This window comes from Paenarthrobacter sp. AT5 (genome assembly GCF_032764245.1).
GTDB classification, from domain to species: Bacteria; Actinomycetota; Actinomycetes; order Actinomycetales; family Micrococcaceae; genus Arthrobacter; species Arthrobacter ureafaciens.
On record NZ_CP136441.1, the window covers coordinates 3,542,600 to 3,560,182 of the forward strand.

General features: G+C 63.3%; 19 protein-coding genes. 7 read left to right on the forward strand and 12 right to left on the reverse strand.

The features are described 5' to 3' along the window. Positions 1 to 52: 52 nt before the first annotated feature. The 6 genes from RI444_RS16420 to RI444_RS16445 all read right to left on the reverse strand — a co-directional run bounded on the left by RI444_RS16420 (position 53) and on the right by RI444_RS16445 (position 6,316). On the reverse strand, positions 53 to 1,390 hold the full coding sequence (locus RI444_RS16420; RefSeq protein WP_207605680.1) for an MFS transporter: 1,338 nt from the start codon (positions 1,388 to 1,390) through the stop codon (positions 53 to 55). Beyond that, a complete protein-coding gene (locus tag RI444_RS16425; protein WP_207605679.1) occupies positions 1,387 to 1,920 on the reverse strand; it encodes a winged helix-turn-helix transcriptional regulator in 534 nt (177 codons plus the stop codon). Before RI444_RS16425 ends, RI444_RS16420 begins: the two co-directional genes overlap by 4 nt. Before the next feature lie 38 nt (positions 1,921 to 1,958). Next, positions 1,959 to 3,248: a glycosyltransferase 87 family protein gene (locus tag RI444_RS16430; protein ID WP_207605678.1), complete on the reverse strand. Its 1,290-nt coding sequence runs from the start codon at positions 3,246 to 3,248 to the stop codon at positions 1,959 to 1,961. Positions 3,249 to 3,252: 4 nt separating this feature from the next. After that, complete coding sequence (locus RI444_RS16435; protein WP_069695806.1) at positions 3,253 to 4,422, reverse strand: cystathionine gamma-synthase; 1,170 nt, start codon at positions 4,420 to 4,422, stop codon at positions 3,253 to 3,255. Between the two features lie 50 nt (positions 4,423 to 4,472). Continuing rightward, on the reverse strand, positions 4,473 to 5,858 hold the full coding sequence (locus RI444_RS16440; protein ID WP_069695807.1) for a cystathionine beta-synthase: 1,386 nt from the start codon (positions 5,856 to 5,858) through the stop codon (positions 4,473 to 4,475). Between the two features lie 65 nt (positions 5,859 to 5,923). Then, complete coding sequence (locus RI444_RS16445; protein WP_021472332.1) at positions 5,924 to 6,316, reverse strand: VOC family protein; 393 nt, start codon at positions 6,314 to 6,316, stop codon at positions 5,924 to 5,926. 133 nt (positions 6,317 to 6,449) lie between these two features. Between RI444_RS16445 and RI444_RS16450 the strand changes: the two genes are divergently transcribed. Together RI444_RS16450 and RI444_RS16455 are read left to right on the forward strand one after the other, a co-directional pair. Then, positions 6,450 to 7,424 (forward strand): DNA-3-methyladenine glycosylase family protein, encoded by a 975-nt coding sequence (locus RI444_RS16450; protein WP_069695808.1) that lies wholly within the window; start codon positions 6,450 to 6,452, stop codon positions 7,422 to 7,424. A 99-nt stretch (positions 7,425 to 7,523) separates the two neighbouring features. Next, positions 7,524 to 7,802 (forward strand): putative quinol monooxygenase, encoded by a 279-nt coding sequence (locus RI444_RS16455; protein WP_021472330.1) that lies wholly within the window; start codon positions 7,524 to 7,526, stop codon positions 7,800 to 7,802. Between the two features lie 84 nt (positions 7,803 to 7,886). Here RI444_RS16455 and RI444_RS16460 read toward each other — a convergent pair whose 3' ends face one another. Together RI444_RS16460 and RI444_RS16465 are read right to left on the reverse strand one after the other, a co-directional pair. Further along, positions 7,887 to 8,267: a thioredoxin family protein gene (locus RI444_RS16460; protein WP_021472329.1), complete on the reverse strand. Its 381-nt coding sequence runs from the start codon at positions 8,265 to 8,267 to the stop codon at positions 7,887 to 7,889. An 83-nt stretch (positions 8,268 to 8,350) separates the two neighbouring features. Continuing rightward, complete coding sequence (locus tag RI444_RS16465) at positions 8,351 to 10,123, reverse strand: GDSL-type esterase/lipase family protein (RefSeq protein WP_278610944.1); 1,773 nt, start codon at positions 10,121 to 10,123, stop codon at positions 8,351 to 8,353. A 233-nt stretch (positions 10,124 to 10,356) separates the two neighbouring features. On the opposite strand from RI444_RS16465, the gene RI444_RS16470 reads away from it, so the two are divergent. From RI444_RS16470 to RI444_RS16480, 3 genes are read left to right on the forward strand one after another with little or no spacing between them, the layout of a single operon-like run. Next, positions 10,357 to 11,058 carry a TetR family transcriptional regulator gene (locus tag RI444_RS16470; protein ID WP_207605676.1) on the forward strand — a complete coding sequence of 234 codons (702 nt, stop codon included), beginning with the start codon at positions 10,357 to 10,359 and terminating at the stop codon, positions 11,056 to 11,058. Next, positions 11,024 to 11,980, forward strand: a complete 957-nt coding sequence (locus RI444_RS16475; RefSeq protein ID WP_207605675.1) for an ABC transporter ATP-binding protein — start codon at positions 11,024 to 11,026, stop codon at positions 11,978 to 11,980. The genes RI444_RS16470 and RI444_RS16475 overlap by 35 nt, the downstream gene beginning before the upstream one ends. Then, positions 11,973 to 12,773 (forward strand): ABC transporter permease subunit, encoded by an 801-nt coding sequence (locus tag RI444_RS16480; RefSeq protein ID WP_069695811.1) that lies wholly within the window; start codon positions 11,973 to 11,975, stop codon positions 12,771 to 12,773. Before RI444_RS16475 ends, RI444_RS16480 begins: the two co-directional genes overlap by 8 nt. A gap of 38 nt (positions 12,774 to 12,811) precedes the next feature. Here RI444_RS16480 and RI444_RS16485 read toward each other — a convergent pair whose 3' ends face one another. Then, on the reverse strand, positions 12,812 to 13,357 hold the full coding sequence (locus RI444_RS16485) for an acyl-CoA thioesterase (RefSeq protein WP_021472324.1): 546 nt from the start codon (positions 13,355 to 13,357) through the stop codon (positions 12,812 to 12,814). A gap of 172 nt (positions 13,358 to 13,529) precedes the next feature. Between RI444_RS16485 and RI444_RS16490 the strand changes: the two genes are divergently transcribed. Together RI444_RS16490 and RI444_RS16495 are read left to right on the forward strand one after the other, a co-directional pair. Next, positions 13,530 to 13,745, forward strand: coding sequence for a hypothetical protein (locus tag RI444_RS16490; RefSeq protein ID WP_021472323.1), 216 nt, complete (start codon positions 13,530 to 13,532; stop codon positions 13,743 to 13,745). A gap of 47 nt (positions 13,746 to 13,792) precedes the next feature. Then, a complete protein-coding gene (locus RI444_RS16495; RefSeq protein ID WP_069695813.1) occupies positions 13,793 to 14,551 on the forward strand; it encodes a potassium channel family protein in 759 nt (252 codons plus the stop codon). An 879-nt stretch (positions 14,552 to 15,430) separates the two neighbouring features. Here RI444_RS16495 and RI444_RS16500 read toward each other — a convergent pair. From RI444_RS16500 to RI444_RS23110, 3 genes are all read right to left on the reverse strand, one after another. Next, entirely contained in the window at positions 15,431 to 15,616 is a 186-nt protein-coding gene (locus tag RI444_RS16500; protein ID WP_207605674.1) for a hypothetical protein, read from the reverse strand. 254 nt (positions 15,617 to 15,870) lie between these two features. Next, positions 15,871 to 16,488 (reverse strand): hypothetical protein, encoded by a 618-nt coding sequence (locus tag RI444_RS16505; RefSeq protein ID WP_207605673.1) that lies wholly within the window; start codon positions 16,486 to 16,488, stop codon positions 15,871 to 15,873. A 412-nt stretch (positions 16,489 to 16,900) separates the two neighbouring features. Further along, complete coding sequence (locus RI444_RS23110) at positions 16,901 to 17,362, reverse strand: helix-turn-helix domain-containing protein (protein WP_207605672.1); 462 nt, start codon at positions 17,360 to 17,362, stop codon at positions 16,901 to 16,903. Positions 17,363 to 17,583: the final 221 nt, after the last annotated feature.

Genomic DNA, 17,583 nt, shown 5'->3' on the forward strand with positions numbered 1-17,583 from the left:
GCGGGGGCCGCCCTGCGTTCTTTGAAGAACGCAGGGCGGCCCCGCAGCCCGGTCAAACAGCCGCGGGTTCCTTCCGCGCAGCATCCTTCCGGATCGTCGCGCTGATCACCGCTGCCACCGTGCACATCGCGGCCGCCCCCAGCCAGGCGTAGTTGTAGTGCCCGGTGGCGTCCCGGATGTAGCCGGCCAGCAAGGCCGCCACTGCTGCGCCCAGTTGGTGCGCGGCGAACACCCAACCGAACACCACGGAACCGTCTGCCCCGAACACCTGCCGGCAGATGGCCGCCGTCGGGGGCACGGTGGCCACCCAGTCAAGGCCGTAGACCACCACGAAGATGATCATGCTCGGCTCCACCGTTGAGCCCAGCAGGAGCGGCAGCACCAGCAGCCCGATTCCACGGAACTGGTAGTAGACGGCCAACAGGACCCGCGGGTTGAAACGGTCGGTCAGCCACCCCGACGCGATGGTTCCCACGATGTCGAAGATTCCGACGACGGCCAACAGGCCTGCCGCTGTGGTCTCGGGCATCCCGTGGTCGTGCGCTGACGGAATGAAGTGCGTTCCAATCAAACCGTTGGTGGTTGCTCCGCAGATGGCGAAGCCGGCAGCCAACGCCCAGAACGTGCGGACTTTGCTGGCCCGCTTGAGGACCTGGAGCGCACGGACGGCAGCATTCGGCGAGTCCACCGGGACCGCAGCGCTCGCCGCGGGGGCGGGGACCGGCGTCGTACTTTCTGCGGACTCTTGCTCAGCCCCGTAAGGCAACACCCCGACGTCGGCGGGTGAGTTCCGCAGCCACCGCAGTACCAGCGGCACCACCGCCAGCGCACCTGCGGCAATCAGCAGCGAGGCCCCGCGCCACCCGGGGTCCTGCGCCAGCAAGGCAATGAAGGGCAGGAAGACCAACTGCCCGGCGGCACTGCCCGCAGTCAGGATGCCGATCACCAGGCCCCGGCTCCTGGCAAACCACGTATTGGCGATGGTGGCGGCAAAGACGAGCGCCATGGATCCCGTGCCCAGGCCGATCAGCAGGCCCCAGGTGAGGAGGATCTGCCAGGACTGGTTCACGCAGACCGTCAGCGCCGAGCCCAATCCAATGAGGCACAGCGCGATCGCCGTGACTTTGCGGATTCCGAAGCGTTCCATGAGCGCGGCTGCGAAGGGCGCGGTCAGGCCAAAGAGCACCAGGTTGATGCTCACGGCCAAGGACAGGACCGTGGTGGACCAGCCGAACTCCTGCTGCAGCGGCACCATCAGCACCCCGGGCGCAGCCCGGAAGCCCGCCGCCCCCACCAAGGCTAGGAACGCAACCGCAGCGACGATCCACGCGGGGTGCAGGCGGCGGCGTCTGCCGGTGGGAACGGTCTTGGTCGTGTCGGGAGCGGTCATGCTCGGATCTCTTTCACGTCTTCAGGGGCCACATGCGCGTTGTCGGGGGCGACGGCGAGGGATACCGGGCCGTCGCTGCGCTTGAGGCTGTGCCAGCTGGTACTGGCGGCTGTGAGGCGGGCGCCGCACTGGGTGCACGTGTCGGCTGAGGAGGTCGGTTTGCCGCAGCCGGTGTGGATGACGCGCATGTGCGAGACCTCGTCCGGGGCATGCATATGCTTCTCGGCCCAGATGATGATCGCGTTCAGGACCGGAAGGGTGTCCTCGCCTTTGGGCGTGAGGACGTATTCCTGCCTGGTCCGGTTGCCGTCCTTGTAGGGGCGCTGGGCAAGGATGCCGGCCTCCACGAACGAGGCCAGCCGCTTGCTGAGGACGTTGTCCGCTACTTCGAGGCGTTTCTTGATGGCGTCGTACCGGCCGTTTCCGAAGAAGACCTCGCGCAGGACGAGGCTTCCCCAAGGATCGCCGAGCACATCGAGGCCGCGGGCAAGGCTACAGGACCGGGCAGACCAGTCAGAACGCAATGGCATGAGCAGAAATGTAGCTGACTTTTCTAAAGAAAGCTAGGCTATTGCTTTCCGACGGCGGGAGCAGCCGCGTTCCTCAGTCCAGCCCGGGCAGGATGGTAGGCGAAAGCCCAGTAGACCAGCATCGCGATCCCGCAGGCCACGCCGAGGCTGGAGACCATCAGCTGCCATTGCGTTTGCGGATCCTTGCCCCATTCGGCAGCGCCGGCCCAGACCGCCAGGTTCTTGGGCGTCATGTAGAAGGCGATAGTCGAGAAGACCACAATGACCCAGCCGGCGATCCTCATGCGACCACTCCTTGACGGGACCCTGTGCATGGCGAAGGCCATGCTCGGCAGCGCCACGGCAACCCAAACCCAGTGGTGCGACCAGGAAACAGGGCTGATCAGGAGCATGAGGATGGCGGTGGTGGAGACGGCAATGAAGTTCTCCTCCACGGCCACTGCCCACTTGATGATCAAGGCGGCGAGGACGGTCAGTGCCAGGGAGAGCGCCAGCCACACAAGGCTGGTCATGGACGAGTCCGGCATGCCGAAGTGAAGGAGGAGCCCTTTCAAGGAGAGGTTGTCCACATAACCCGGTCCCCCGATCCGCCCGGTGTCAGGCAGGATCTTGGTCCAGAAGGCCACTGACGCCTGCGGCAGGATGGCCCACGCGAAGGCAATCGAGCCGAAGAACCCGGCCGCCATCCAGGCCAGCGCCTTGAAATCCCTCCGCACCAGGAAGTAGAGCCCGAACGCCAGGGGCGTGAGCTTCACGCCCGCAGCCATGCCGATCAACAAGCCGGCTGGCCACCGGATCAAACCTGCCCGGGCTTTTCCGTGCAAGGCGAAGTCGGTAAGGATGACTCCCATCAGGACGATGTTGATCTGTCCGAAGACGAAAGTGTCTCGCCATGGACCCAGCAGCAGGATGGCTCCAGTTCCCAGCAACGCAGTGGTCCGGAACCGGTAGTCCGCGAACGCCACCCGCCATGAAGTGAGGCCGAAGAAGTAGTGCCGGGCCAGCCATGCTGCCACAATAGCCGCCCCCAGCAACGCCGCGAGGATGAAGACGAGGCTGCCACCGAAGAAGCCCAAAGCGGCCAAACCCGTGAATAACAGCGCGGCGAACGGCGGATAGGTGAACGGCAGGCCGTCGCGGACTGCGTAGAGATCTCCGCCCTCAAGGACCTTGCCACCGCCGTAGTAATAGACCTCGAAGTCATTCAGGAACGGCTCGTAATCGGTGTAGAGGAACCATATGGCGACGGCAAGCGTGCAAGCGGCTGCGCTGGTGAGGATCCATCCGCGCCGCGTTGAGGAGACCACGGGTTTTGTTGTTGCCGACACGACCCTAGCCGTTGCTGATCTTGGCGAAGGCTTGTTCAAGGTCGGCAATCAGGTCCTCGGCATCCTCGATGCCGCAGGACAGACGCAGGAGGTTCACCGGTACTGCCAGTTCCGTGCCCTTCACTGAGGCGTGCGTCATTTCCGACGGGTAGTTCATGAGGGACTCGATGCCGCCCAGGGATTCGGCCAGCGTGAAGACGGACGTTGATTCAGCCACCTTGCGCGCAGCTGCCTCACCGCCCTTGAACTGCACGGACACCATGCCGCCGAACTTCTTCATCTGCTTGGCTGCGAGGTCATGGCCCGGGTGGTCCGGGAGCCCCGGGTACAGCACAGCCTCAACCTCGGGACGCTGCAGCAACCACTCGGCCACAGCCTGCCCGTTCTCGCTGTGGCGGTCCATGCGGACACCAAGGGTCTTGAGCCCGCGTGTCGTCAGGAAAGCATCCATCGGCCCGGAGACCGCACCGACGGCGAACTGGATGAAACCGATCTTCTCCGCCAGGTCAGCATCCTTCACCACGATTGCACCGCCGACGACGTCGGAGTGGCCACCGATGTACTTGGTGGTGGAGTGGACCACGACGTCGGCCCCCAGGGCCAGCGGCGTCTGCAAGTAGGGAGACGCGAAGGTGTTGTCCACTACCAGGAGGGCCCCGGCGTCGTGGGCTACCTCGGCGAGCGCCGCGATGTCGGTGATCTTCATCATCGGGTTGGACGGCGTTTCCACCCACACGATGCGCGTCTTGTTCGTGGCCACGGCGCGGGCTACGGCGTCAAGGTCCGACATGTCCACGGGGGTGTTGCCGATCCCCCAGTCGCCGAGCACCCGGTTGATGAGCCGGTACGTCCCGCCGTAGGCATCATTGCCCAGCACGATGTGGTCGCCCGGACGGGCGATGGCGCGGATCAGCGAATCTTCGGCGGCGAGTCCCGAGCCGAAGGAGAAAGCGGCAGTTCCGCCTTCGAGGGCGGCCAGCTGCTCCTGCAGCGCGTCGCGGGTGGGGTTGCCGCCGCGGCCGTACTCGTAACCGGAGCGCAGTCCGCCGATGCCGTCCTGGGCGTAGGTGGTGCTGAAGTGCAGCGGCGGCACCACGGCACCGGTGCGAGGCTCGAATTCCTGCCCGGCGTGGACGGCACGGGTATTGAAACCTGCAGTGTTGTTGGCAGACATGGAAGCTCCTTTGTCAGTGCTGGGATCGGCGACAGTGCTGGGGATCGGCGCTAGTTGCTCAGGTAGGCCAGGAGGTCGTGGCGGGTGAGGATTCCCACCGGAGCCCCGACGAACGTCACCATCACGGTGTCGACATCGGACAGCAGCTCGCGCGCGGCGGAAATGGTTTCGAGGGATCCGATGACGGGCAGCCGATCGCCCATGTGTTCGGAGATCTTGTCCGTGAGTTTGGCCTCGCCGCGGAACAGTTTGCTGGTGAGGCTGCGTTCGTCCACGGCACCCAGCACTTCGCCCATCACTACGGGTGGTTCCTGTGACAGGACCGGGATATGGGAGACACCAAACTCGTTCATGATGTTGATGACGTCGCGGACGGTCTCGTTCGGGTGGATGTGGACCAGGTCCGGCATTTCCCCCGTCTTTGACTTGAGGACTTCGCCCACCGAGGCTTCTTCGCCGCCGGACAGGAAGCCGTAGGAGCGCATCCACTGGTCATTGAAGATCTTGGCCAGGTAGCCGCGCCCGGAGTCGGGAAGGATGACCACTACGACGGCGGATTCGTCCAGGTCCTTGGCTGCCTGCAGCGCCGCCACCACCGCCATGCCGGAGGAACCGCCCACAAGGAGGCCCTCCTCACGGGCCAGGCGCCGGGTCATGGCGAACGAGTCGGCGTCGGAGACGGCAATGACCTCGTCCGGGACGGAACGGTCGTAGTTGTCCGGCCACATGTCCTCGCCAACGCCTTCGACGAAGTAGGGACGGCCCGTTCCGCCTGAGTAGACCGAGCCTTCCGGGTCTGCGCCGATGATCCTGACCGGGCCGCCCTCGGACTGCGGACGGTCCGCCGAAACCTTCTTGAGGTACCGCCCGGTACCCGTGATGGTGCCGCCGGTTCCTGCACCGATCACCACGTGGGTCACGCGGCCGTCGGTGTCCCGCCAGATCTCCGGGCCGGTGGATTCGAAGTGGCTGCCGGGCGCGGCCGGGTTGGAGAACTGGTCGGGCTTGAAAGCGCCCGGGATCTCCCGCACCAGGCGGTCGGACACGCCGTAGTAGCTCTGCGGGCTGTCAGGGGCGACGGCGGTTGGCGTCACCACGACCTCGGCGCCATAGGCCTGGAGGACGGCACGCTTGTCCTCGCCCACCTTGTCCGGGACGACGAAGATGCATTTGTAGCCCTTCTGCTGGGCTACCAGCGCAAGGCCCACACCGGTGTTCCCGGACGTCGGTTCCACGATGGTGCCGCCCGGCTTCAACCGGCCGTCCTTCTCGGCATCCTCAATCATCTTCACGGCGATGCGGTCCTTGATGGAGCCGCCCGGGTTGATGTATTCAAGCTTCACCAGGACGGTGGCTTTGATGCCTTCCACCACGTGGTTGAGCTTGATGAGGGGCGTATTGCCGATGAGGTCCAACACGGACTGGGCGTACTTCATAGGTACAAAGTTACCGTCTGCCCGCTGCACCGCCGGACCGGGCAACGCCCACGAAGCCTCCGCGCTCAGCTTCCGGCCGACGCGTCTGTCTGCCAGACCCCCAGGATGTTGCCCTCGGTGTCTTTGAAGTACGCGTAGTACCCCATTCCGGGCACGGCGTCCTTGCCCTGGACCACGGAACCGCCGGACTGTTCCACGTGGGCCAGCGCGGCGTCGATGTCATCAACGTCGATGGTAAGAATGGGGCTCTTCAGGGTGTCGGTGCGGGAAAACAGCGCTCCGTTGATGACGCCGGACTCCTTGGGTGCCCCGGTCTGTTCGTCTGATTCAGCAGTGAGGGCGATGGTGTAGTCCATCCCCTGCATGGGGCTCAGGTTCCAGCCGAAAGCACTTGCATAGAACGAGTTCGCCCGTTCCCTGTCCTCCGTGGGAATCTCAAAATGCACAACTCCGCCCATGGTCCGTGCTCCTTGTCTTTTGAGGATTTGGGGCGCGGCCCACCCGCGCCACATCACGGAGTCTAGCCTCGGCGGACAACGACTGTAAGGCCCCGTGGAGCGAAATGTCAGCGGGTCGTGGGACCATGAAAACATGACCATTGCAGAAGCCCCGCCGCTCGTCGCGGCCGCGGCGGACGCATCGCTGAGGTGGCATCCGGGTGCCGCATACCGCCTCGACCAGACGCTGTTTCCGCTCCAGCGCGGCAACGGAGACCCTTCTTTCGCCGTCCACCCCAGCGGCTTCTGGCTTGCCTTCACCACGGCGTCCGGGCCGGTGACTTTGCGGCTCTCGGCCGGGGGTTTGGGCGCGGATTCATTCGTCGATGCGCAGGCCTGGGGCCCGGGCGCTGAAGCAGCGATCGCCGGCGTCCCCCGGTTGTTGGGTGCCGGGGACGACTGGTCCGCCTTCGACGAACCCGCTTTCCATTCCACCCTTCCGCGGCTGGTGACTGAATCACGACGCCGGAACCTGGCTGTGCGCCTGCCGTCCACCGGGCGGATGGTTGACTCGCTGGTGCCCACCATCCTCGAACAAAAGGTCACCACCTTGGAGGCCAGACGCGGCTACAGGTATTTGATGTACCGTTACGGAACCAAAGCCCCCGGTCGCGTGGCCCCGCAAGGCCTGCTTGTTCCACCCACTGCGCGGCAATGGTTGGCCGTGCCTTCGTGGGAATGGCACAAAGCGGGAGTAGGCCCGCAGCGTTCGGCAACCGTGATGCGGGCGCTGCAGTCCGCCGTCGCACTTGAACGCCTGGCCGGGCTGGACGCGACGGAAGCCGGAGCCAAACTGCAGACGATTCCCGGCATCGGGGTCTGGACGGCGGCCGAAGTGGTGCAACGTACCCATGGCTGCCCGGATTCCATCTCCGTAGGGGACTACCACTTGGCGGCTTACGTCGGATACGCCCTGACCGGCCGCAAGACCGATGACGCCGGAATGCTCCAACTCCTGGAGCCGTGGCAGGGTCACAGGCAACGGCTGGTACGCATGCTGTACCTGAGCGGTTTCCGCAAGCCCACGTTCGGCCCGCGGATGACTGTCCAGGACCACCGCGCCCATTGAGCCGTCGCTTCCACTGGTACAAAGCCTGCTCCAAGCCCCCGCCGCAACAGAGCCGTAAACAGCGCAAGGTGAGCGCATCCTCCCGGTAGGGTGGGACGCATGAGTGAACCCATCGACCTGAAAGCCACGTTCATCCCCAACGAAGGCGAATTTTTCCGCGTGAAGCTCGCCCTTGAGATCGCGATTGACGAGGTAGTCAACGAGCCCGGCTGCATCCGTTACGAACTGACCGAAGCAACTGAAGAAAAGCTCGTGCTGACTGAGCGATGGGAGTCCGAGGAACTGCTGGACAAGCACTCCAAGGGAACTGCCGTCCAGGATTTGAACGAGTCACTGAGCGCGCTGTTGGCCGAGCCGATCCAGCTCGAACGCCTCTGACCCCCACTTTCGCTGAAATTCATCGAGGTCGCCGGAAATTTCCGGCGACCTCGATGCATTTCCCGCTGTTCGTGAACGTGGGGCCTAGTTTTCCTCGGCCTGGGCGGCGCGCTGCTTGGCAACGTGGGCGTGGACTTCTTCCATATCCAGGCCCTTCACGGCCTCGATGACCTGCTCCAGCTGCGGACCGTTGAGGGCGCCCGGCTGCGAGAACACCAGGACCTTCTCACGGAAAGCCATCAGGGTGGGAATGGACGTGATTCCGGCTTCGGCGGCGAGCTGCTGCTCAGCTTCGGTATCCACCTTTGCGAAGAAGACGTCGGAGTGCTTGTCCGACGACGCCTTGTAGACGGGCGCGAACTGGCGGCACGGGCCACACCATTCGGCCCAGAAATCCACCAGGACAATGTCATTGCCCTCAATGGTCGATGCGAACTGTTCTCCAGTGATGTCAACTGTAGCCATGCTTCCACGGTACGCGACCCCGCACGCGATGTCCCGTGGAGCCGGCCCCTGTTCGCTTCCCGCGTCACGGGGAATAAACGGGCCTACTTGCCCAGTACGAGCTTCAAGGCCGAGGCGTATAGCGGTGCCACCTTGTTGTGGCCCGTCTGGTTCAGGTGCACGCCATCCAGGTAATTGGCGTCAGCGCCTGCAATGGTCGCCGTCCCTGCCATCGAGACGCGCGGCCAACCCCGCAGTGCGGCTTCGCGGGTCAGGAGGCCGTCCACCCATCGGCGCTGGAAGTGGCTGCCGTCGTAACGCGACAGCACCCCGTTGACCAGGATGGTGCTGCGCGGGTACTTGCGGCGGAGTTCGTCCCACAGACGGTTTGCCTGGGAGAGGATGGCGGCATCGGAGGCGAAAATCCTGGCGTCGTTACCGCCCAGCGTCACCACCACCAGGCCGGGATTGCCTTGCGGCAACAGGATCCGGTCCCCGATCAAAGCATCCGTCCCCGAGCCGCCCACCAGTGGGCTGCTGGAAACGTAACCCATTCCCCCGATGCTGCGGACCACCTGCCGGGTATACCCCCTGGCGCGCGCACCCTGTTCACCCCAGGAATCCAGGTCCAGTTGGGAGTCCCCCAGGAACACCACCGTGGACGCGTCCACGGCTTCAGCCGAATACAGCTCCCCGGTGGCGTCATTCCAGATGGTTTCGAGGTTCTGGAACGCAACGTGGGCACCACGCGCGTCCGTCCATGTGTCCTTCAATGGCCAGCCGAAATCACCCGGGTTTAGCGACCACACTTTGTATGTTGGGTGGCCGACGATCCGGGCTCCGGTGGCCGGACCCCACACGAGCCAGCCGTTGACGAACTGCTGGACCAGGCCACCGGCGCGTGGAAGCTTGTCAGTCAAGGGCAGTCCGAGGGTCCCGGCCGCTCCGCCCAGGGAAACGTAGCGGTTATGGATGTCCCCATGGGTGGTGGAATGGGCGCCCGTAGCCGCAGACCAGTACACGGTTCCGCCTTGGAACTGTTGGTACACGAACGTGGACTGCCGGTATTCCTCACTGACGGGGTATCCCAGTGCCCCGTTCTGGCCTCCGGTGGCAGACCAGTAGTTCCTGATGGCACCGGTGAGGACCTTGGCGCCTGTGCCGGGCGACCACACGATGGTCCCGCGCTGGTACTGCTGCGCGGCGCCCCCGTTGCGGAGTCCGAGGGATTCATCGGAGGTGGGGTAGCCAAGTTCTCCGCGCTCCAGCCCGGACTGCCGCCAGCGCTCACGGATGGCACCCATGGAAGGATGTGCTCCAGTGCCCGGCGACCACACGATGAAGCCGCGCTCGAACGCTTGGTACACGCCGCCGTCGGGCAGTCCCGTACGTTCTCCCGTGACGGGGTAGCCCAAGTATCCGTTTTCCGAGCCCGTCCTGAGCCAGGCCATGTGGATGGCGCCCGTCGTGCGCTGGGCACCGAGGCTCGGTGAGGATGTGATGGCGCCGCGTTCGAACAGTTGCTTGGAACCACCGTTGCGCAACCCGATGGCGGTGTCCGTGGTGGGGTATCCGTGGTAACCGTCCGGGCCTGCGCTATCCCACCACGCAGTCCTGACGGGTCCGTTGACCACCACGCGCGCACCCGTCCGTGCCGACCAGGCGATGTCTCCCCCGGCGAACCGCTGGATACATCCGGACGCCGTGCACTCCTCCGCGGATGTGGGGCGAAGGAGCACACTGCGTGCCCAGGAACTGGTGTTGTAAAGGTGGCCGATCGCTCCGCCGACCGTAGGTGTGGCAAGGGGAACCCGGGCGGGGGCCGCCTGCGCCGCGGATGAGGCACCGAACAGGCAGGCCAGCACGAAACACACCATTGCCGCGACGGAGGATTTAGCTCCAAATCCGCCTGGCTGAGACCCTGAAAAACGCATACCGCTACCCCATGAAAAACCCTTGCGGGATGTTTTGTCCCTGCTTCCCTGAACGGAAACAGTCAGGCAAGTATCTTCGACGGCGGATTCGACGCGCCACACGACGCGGCCGATGCTGCCACATCGTTATTTTCCGCATCTTGTTTGCCACTAAACAGCTGTTTAACATGTGGAACATGCGTTCAGTCGCAGATGACTTGACCACCCGGGCGCGCATCCGGGACGCAGCGATCGTCCTCTTCGGACGGGACGGATTTTCCCGCGCCACCATCCGCTCGGTGGCCGCCCAGGCAGGAGTCAGCCCGGGCTTGGTCATCCACCACTTCGGCAGCAAAGCCGCCCTCCGGGAAGCCTGCGACCAGCACGTGCTGCACCAAACGGCGGGGCAGGGCAAGGAGAAAACGGACCCCGACGCGACCCGGCTCCTCATCCAGGACTACCTGGACCATCCGGACCACTACGCCAGCGAAATCACCTATATACGCCGGACGCTGAGCGACGAGTCCGAGGCCGGCGATGCCTTTTTCGATGCCGTCGTCAGCCAAACCGAGGACATCCTCCGTTCCGGAATCCAAGCCGGCACCATCCGCGAGGTTGACGACCTCCGGGCTGTCGCCGTCGTCATCGCTTCCAACAGCCTGTCCCTCCTGATGCTGGGCCGCCATGCGTCCCGGGCCCTGGGCGCCCCCGTTACCGGGCCGCACGGAATCGGGCCGGAAATGCTCAGGAAACTCACGCTTCCCGCGCTGGACATCTACACCCACGGCCTGTACGCCGATACCCGTTTCCTCGATGCCGCCCGCGAAGTCCTGCAAACCCGCAAACCTGAAGGGAGCATGCCCCGTGAACCACGCGATAGTCGTCCAGGGGTTGCGTAAGAAGTTCGGCCACCACGAAGTCCTCCACGGCCTGGACTTCACGATCGACGCCGGCACGGTGTTCGGAGTCATCGGCCCCAACGGCGCCGGGAAGACCACCACTATGCGCTGCCTGCTGGACATCATCCGCCCCAGTGCAGGCACCATCTCCGTGCTCGGCGAAGACCCGCGCTACGGCGGCCCTGCATTGCGCCGAAGGATCGGCTACCTGCCCGGAGAGCTGCACCTGGAAAACCGGACAACCGGACGCCGGGTGGTGGAACACTTCTCAGCGATCAGTGGCCCGGTGGATCCCCGGCACGTGGACGCACTCGCCGACCGGCTCAACCTGGACCTCGACCGGCAGACCCGCAAACTGTCCAAAGGCAACAAGCAGAAGCTGGGCTTGCTCCAGGCTTTCATGCACCGTCCGGAGCTGCTCATCCTGGACGAGCCCACCAGCGGCCTGGACCCTCTGGTCCAGCAAGAGGTCCACGCGATGGTCCGGGAAGCCGTAGCCGAGGGAGCCACCGTCTTCCTCAGCTCCCATGTGCTGAGCGAAGTCCAGCAGGCAGCGGACTCGGTGGCGATACTCCGGGACGGCGGCATCGTCACCACCTCCACGGTGGAAGCGTTGCGGGATGCCGCCCTCCGGAAGCTAAAGTTCCGGGTGGCCGGAGCTGAAACGCACGACGTCGGCGCGCTGCTGGCCAGGGTGCCGGGCGTTGCCAATGTGGCAGTCCGCGACGTGCCCGGGGATTCGGCCGGAACCTTGGAAGCAACCGCCACCCTGTCCGGCACCGTCCAGCCGCTGGTGCGGGAACTGGCCCGGCTCAACCTGACGGACCTGGTCCTTGATGAGCCGGACCTGGAGGAAGCCGTGTTGACCCTCTACACCGAAGGTTCGCCCGCGCCGGCCCGGAAGGAAGTGCGCCATGTCTAAGCCGCTGCCGCTTTTCACCAAGGCCTTGACTGACTCCTGGCGCTCCACCCTCGCGTGGGCCCTGGGACTCGCGGGCGCGATCATGCTGTATCTGCCGCTCTACCCATCGATCGGGGGCAGCGAGCAGATGCAGCAGATGATCGATGCGCTCCCCGAAGGCATGACCAAGGCGCTCAATTACGACCAGATCGCCTCCGGTCCCGGGTACACCCAGGCCACCTTGTTCGGATTGATCGGGTTCCTGCTTATGTCCATGGCGTCCGTAAGTTGGGGTGCGGGGGCCGTGGGCGGCGACGAAGAATCCGGCCTGCTGGAACTGACGCTTGCGCACAGCGTGACCCGCGCCCAAGTGGTGCTCGAACGTGCTGCCGCCCTGGTGGTCCGCGTTGCCGCTCTGTCCTTGCTGGTTTTCGCCCTGGTGCTGGTTCTGAACGAACCCGCCAAACTGGATATCGACGTCGGGCATCTCACCGGGGCCGTGGTGCTGTTCGCCGGACTTGCCCTGCTGACCGGCACCACCGCCCTCTGCGTGGGGGCGATGACCGGGCGGAAGGTCTACGGGATTGCGGGGGGTGCGGCCGTTGCCGTCCTCGGGTATGTCTTCAACGCCGTGGGCCGGCAAAGTTCAAACGTTGAATGGCTGCTGAACTTCTCGCCCTACCACTGGGCCTACAGCAACTCGCCGGTGGCCAACGGGGCCGACTGGGGAGTTGCCGCATGGCTGCTGGCCATCTCCGCAGGATTGGTCGCCGTGGGCGCGGCGGCCCTGCAGCGCCGGGATGTGGGGGTCTAGCACCTGCACGAGAGAACGTCGGCACCTGGACGCGGGTTCTAGTGCCAGACGTGTGGAGCGGGCCGACGGGCACCCGGAAGGGCGTTGTTTTCCCGCCATTCGTGGATCCAGTCGGGCAGTTCAACACCTGCCGGTGGCTCTCCGAACTCGGCGATGATTTCTTCCTGGCTGACCGGCTTGCCTTTGGCTACGAAACGGGTGGCAATGTGGGCGCGGGCGTAGATTTCGCCGTCTGCCACCATGCGCTGCTCTAGGTAAATGGCCCGTGAGTCCAAACCGATGATGCGGGTTTCGATGGTGTAGCGCTGCCAGAGCTGCAGGGATTTCCGGAAGGAGATGGTCTCCCCTGACACCACCGGGCTCCATCCCTTCCTGCGCATCTTGCGCCACGTTCCGCTGCGGACCATGAGGTCGAACCTGCCGAGGTCCATCAACGAGAAGTACATGCCGTTGTTGACGTGCAAGGCGATATCGATGTCGGTGGGCAGGACACGCATGGGCAGCGAGGACGTACCCCAAGCAGAGAGCGGGGACCTTTTGGCGGACGTGAAGAGCAGCATGATGGTGCGGAGAAGCAGGTGCATGGGTCCATGTTACCCATGAGTAACTTGCCGTGTGGGGGCCGACCGCATGATGGACGCCCTCCGACTGTCGGCTTTATGTCCATCGATTGCACATACGTTTACCGCCGGTTTGCCGAAAGCATGCAGAATAACGACAAACCCTGTGACCATTCAGCAATTCGAGGAGACCCTATTGAACGACCAAACCAGAACCGCCGGCGAACTTTGGCCGCATCTGGACGCGCACCAGGAGGTCGCCCTCCGCGATGCCAGGGGAAACCGCATTGAAGGAACCATTGACGGCATGACCGATGATCGCAGCACTTTGTGGATCCAGCTTAAGGGCGGGCTGGGGCGGCAACTGATTCACCACTTGGACGGCTACTGGCTGGAGACCACCGCAGCCTGATGGAGTTCATTCCGGGCGGAACTGCCCATGCTGACTAGTATTCCCGTATGACACAAGCGCGATACCGGGACCTCGTCGAGTGGCCCCTCATGGCCACGGCACTGATCTTCCTCACCGCCTACGCCTGGCAGGTCATCGGTCGCGTCAATGGTGCTGCGACCCTCCCCTTCGAGGTAATCCTGTGGATCACCTGGGGCATCTTCGCGCTTGACTACGTCGTGAACCTCTGGCTGGCCGAAGACCGAGTGCGATGGTTCCTGTGGAACCTCCACGAACTCCTGATCGTGGTGCTCCCCTTCTTCAGGCCCCTCCGGCTGCTGCGGCTGGTAACCCTCCTGTCCGTCCTGCAGCGCACCGTTGGTGAAACCCTCCGCGGCCGGGTGGCCACCTATGTTGCCGGCGCGGCGGCCATGCTCATCCTCGTCGGCGCGCTCGCCGTGCTGGACGTAGAGCAGAACGCCCCTGACGCCAAGATCCTGACCTTCGGCGACGCCGCGTGGTGGGCTGTCACCACCATCACCACCGTTGGCTACGGAGACCTCTACCCGGTGACTCCCATCGGCAGGATCGTCGCCGCAGCCCTCATGATGAGTGGCATCGCCGTCCTCGGTATCGTGACGGCGTCCATCGCTTCGTGGCTCGTTCAGCGTATCGAGGAGAACGCCGAGGACGTCGCAGCCGCCGCCGGAGAGCGAGCAGCCGCTGCCGAGGAACCTGTCCGCGCTGAGGTGGCTGACCTGGTGACCGAAATCGCTGCCCTGCGGCTTGAGATCGCGGAACTCCGGAAGATCTCGGAGAGCCGCTGAGCTTGGTGGCCCGCGTAGTCGCCACTTAGGCCCCGACGTAACCCCCTGGGGCAACAAAAAATCCCCGGAACCAGTGGTTCCGGGGATTTCCCGTTGGGTGGCAGATGAGGGATTCGAACCCCCGTAGGCAGTGCCAGCTGATTTACAGTGATTTCCCCTATGTGATCGGCTGGCACCTTTCGTTCCTCGTGGCATCCTCTGGCCTGCAATACCAAGGGTGTTGTGGGGTAACCATCACCCCGTGTACCCGCTGGTTCCTTGGGGTGTGTGCTCACGCGGTGATCACGTCAAGCAGTACAGACTGGTGCCATTGTCCGCGGCCTAGAGTCTACGAAAGCTCGGGGCGCCCTACGAACACTGCAAGCTTGGTGCGGAAATCCTTACGAGCAGCCTCGGTCAACTCAAATTTCTTGGAGCCCAGGAGGCGGTCGATTGCAGCAACCGCCGGCCCCATAGAGGTCATCGCGCTTAAGTCGGCCGTCAAGTTGAGGGTGTCCCCATCGGAGCCAGGTAGCGGTAGGGGAAAGAGGTTTAGGAAGGAGAAGCCTGACCCTCCGTCAGGGGTCTTCAATGCTGAGCCGGACGCCATAATGTCGGCGAGGCGAGGATCCTTGGCGGAGAGAGGAAGCACAGGGGCTATGAGAATTCCCGAACGTCCTCTTGGATTCTCAATATCACAATCGTAGGAGCAGACCACCACGAGCCTAGCAACCGAATCGGAGGGTCGAGCTACTCGGTCCCATGTAGGCACCTGCATATACGGGGCCGAGCCGTCAGGCAAGGTGGAGTTGAGCGTATGAGCGAGGTCCCAGCGCGGAAAGTGATCAACCGTGCAGACATCTCCTTGCCTCAGTTCCCCGCTCGCGACTTCTGCGAAGGTCACGCTGGAGGCTGCGAGTCGTACCAGTCCATGACCTCGTCCTCGGACTGAATGATGCTTATGCCCGAGACTTCCGCGATCCAACTTGCCGGGACTGTCACGGGGAACGCCGTTCCGACGATGTCATCCATGTCCGCTTCGGCCGGAACTCGATACATGGCCATCGCCTCATCCAAGAGTTCCACTACGTCACCTAAGCGCGCAGCTGTAGTTCCGTGAAGGATCGGTGAGAAGGTCTCAGTGCTGTTCGGGCGCCCGATGGTCGACCACTTGGTAAGAACGCCTACAAAAGCCTCACGCTGAGCATCAGTTTCAATAGTCAGGTGCTCGCGGACGGACCAAGAGGCGGACTGCGCCAAAGCGCTTATCCCAAGATCTGGCACGACAGTGCTCCCCGCTGAACGGTTCAGGGTCCCACTGGAAACATGCATCTGTGGCATCAGACCGACACCTCCTGTTGAATCGCGTTAGTTAGAGTATCCACTATGTTCTGGGCTTGCAGGTAGGAAGATTTGAAATGATCGAGGGCTTCCTCGGGCGGCACCTTAGCCGCATCGAAATTGAAGTTGAAGTCCACGGTTGGCAGTTCGGTACCCTCAGTCACAATAGCTAGTCGAACGCGAGAGCCATTCTGACCATCAAAACCAAACTGCAAGTCAGTCGTAAAATTCTCTGTCCCAAGCGCTTCCCGAACGGCAGTTCCCTGAACGAAGTGCGCAGATATTTTTTCTCTTGGGGAGTCAATCCCGTCCAGAGCGAACTGCAAATTATGCCCTGTCGCGGAGATAGTTCGTTTTCCAACGTACTCCAAAAAAGTGCGGGCGAGGTCCTGGATACCTGAGATCTGAACGTCGACTTTGTCAGGAGCACTAATTGAAGCAACGAAGCGTTCGTTGAGCACATCAATGCTCGCAGCGCCAGCCGCAGCTTGTAGAAGCACGGGAAGGCGGACTGTCTCAATCAGGGGGCGATGCCGAAAGACGAAATCGGACGTCTTGATGGAGCTGATGGGAAAGTTTTCCCCAGCGAAGACAACGCTGAAATTGTTTAGAGACATTCAGACCCTCTGGTACTTGGCGTAAGCAATCGGCGCTTGTCCCACTAGCCGAGTTCTTAGATGCTACCTCAGCGTCCAGTGCAACCTATAGATATCTCCACGAACGTGACAGGTTTGGAACACACCGTGGGGTGCCGCCATCCTTGAGCGCCCTGACCTGAGGCGTTGCACGGAGCCGGGAATATTCCCTGCTCACACTATCGGACTGCGTTGATCATCGATGCTTGGGTTGCCGCTGCCGCCAGCGGTCAACGTCGGACCATGGGATCCGCACGGGTGAGTTACGGGAACCCGTCCCGGCCTTGTATGCGTTAGGGAAGTCCCCGGAGCGGGCCATCGTGCGGATCGTGTCCGGGTGGGCCATCTGCTCGGAATCCCCCCGGGGTGGGGGTAGTGGCGGCACCCCTCCTGCTCAGCTATTGGCTCGGGGCTGCTTGTCACGCCAGCGGTCAACGTCAGACCATGGGATGCGGATAGGCGAGTTTCTTTTGCCAGTGCCTGCTTTGTATGCTCTGGGGAAGTCTCCTGATCGGGCCATTATGCGGATCGTGCCAGGGTGCAATTGGAGGTAGTCAGCTACTTGGGTAACCGTAGCGTCACCACGTGGACTGCCATCAGAGGTCGTGACCCGGGATGCACTACTACCCGCAAGCGAGCTCCGACCGGCGCCACTCTTAGGCTGCTGACGAATGTAGCGTTCCACGTCAGACCAAGGAATCCGGACCCGCGAGCGAGAGCCTACCCCCTCCTTATAGGCATTGGGGAAAAAGCCGGCGCGTGTCATCTCACGGACAGTATCCAGGTGGAGTTGGAGGTATTCGGCCACTTGCGGGGCTGTGGCGTTATCGCCGCGGGGGGCTGCCTTGTCTGTCATGATTCAAAAGCTATCCACAGAAGAGCAATAGGGAGGCATTTTCCCTACGCTAGGCGAGCCTTGGACAGATTCCCTAACCAGGATCCCCATCCTTCCCCAATGTTGGGGAAGAAACACTGAACGCGCTCCGGCATCAGCAAAGGAAACTCGCACCCCACATAAACACAAGAGCGCCCTCAGCGAGGATGGGGGCTTCGTTACGCAAGGAAACATAACCGCTT

Excerpts from the sequence above, each read along its gene's own strand:
- RI444_RS23110 (WP_207605672.1), bottom strand. The coding sequence starts at position 17,362 with ATGACAGACAAGGCAGCCCCCCGCGGCGATAACGCCACAGCCCCGCAA.
- RI444_RS16440 (WP_069695807.1), bottom strand. The coding sequence starts at position 5,858 with ATGAAGTACGCCCAGTCCGTGTTGGACCTCATCGGCAATACGCCCCTC.
- RI444_RS16460 (WP_021472329.1), bottom strand. The coding sequence starts at position 8,267 with ATGGCTACAGTTGACATCACTGGAGAACAGTTCGCATCGACCATTGAG.
- RI444_RS16485 (WP_021472324.1), bottom strand. The coding sequence starts at position 13,357 with ATGCACCTGCTTCTCCGCACCATCATGCTGCTCTTCACGTCCGCCAAA.
- RI444_RS16470 (WP_207605676.1), top strand. The coding sequence starts at position 10,357 with ATGCGTTCAGTCGCAGATGACTTGACCACCCGGGCGCGCATCCGGGAC.
- RI444_RS16420 (WP_207605680.1), bottom strand. The coding sequence starts at position 1,390 with ATGACCGCTCCCGACACGACCAAGACCGTTCCCACCGGCAGACGCCGC.
- RI444_RS16480 (WP_069695811.1), top strand. The coding sequence starts at position 11,973 with ATGTCTAAGCCGCTGCCGCTTTTCACCAAGGCCTTGACTGACTCCTGG.
- RI444_RS16465 (WP_278610944.1), bottom strand. The coding sequence starts at position 10,123 with ATGGTGTGTTTCGTGCTGGCCTGCCTGTTCGGTGCCTCATCCGCGGCG.
- RI444_RS16445 (WP_021472332.1), bottom strand. The coding sequence starts at position 6,316 with ATGGGCGGAGTTGTGCATTTTGAGATTCCCACGGAGGACAGGGAACGG.
- RI444_RS16495 (WP_069695813.1), top strand. The coding sequence starts at position 13,793 with ATGACACAAGCGCGATACCGGGACCTCGTCGAGTGGCCCCTCATGGCC.
- RI444_RS16455 (WP_021472330.1), top strand. The coding sequence starts at position 7,524 with ATGAGTGAACCCATCGACCTGAAAGCCACGTTCATCCCCAACGAAGGC.
- RI444_RS16425 (WP_207605679.1), bottom strand. The coding sequence starts at position 1,920 with ATGCCATTGCGTTCTGACTGGTCTGCCCGGTCCTGTAGCCTTGCCCGC.
- RI444_RS16505 (WP_207605673.1), bottom strand. The coding sequence starts at position 16,488 with ATGTCTCTAAACAATTTCAGCGTTGTCTTCGCTGGGGAAAACTTTCCC.
- RI444_RS16435 (WP_069695806.1), bottom strand. The coding sequence starts at position 4,422 with ATGTCTGCCAACAACACTGCAGGTTTCAATACCCGTGCCGTCCACGCC.
- RI444_RS16450 (WP_069695808.1), top strand. The coding sequence starts at position 6,450 with ATGACCATTGCAGAAGCCCCGCCGCTCGTCGCGGCCGCGGCGGACGCA.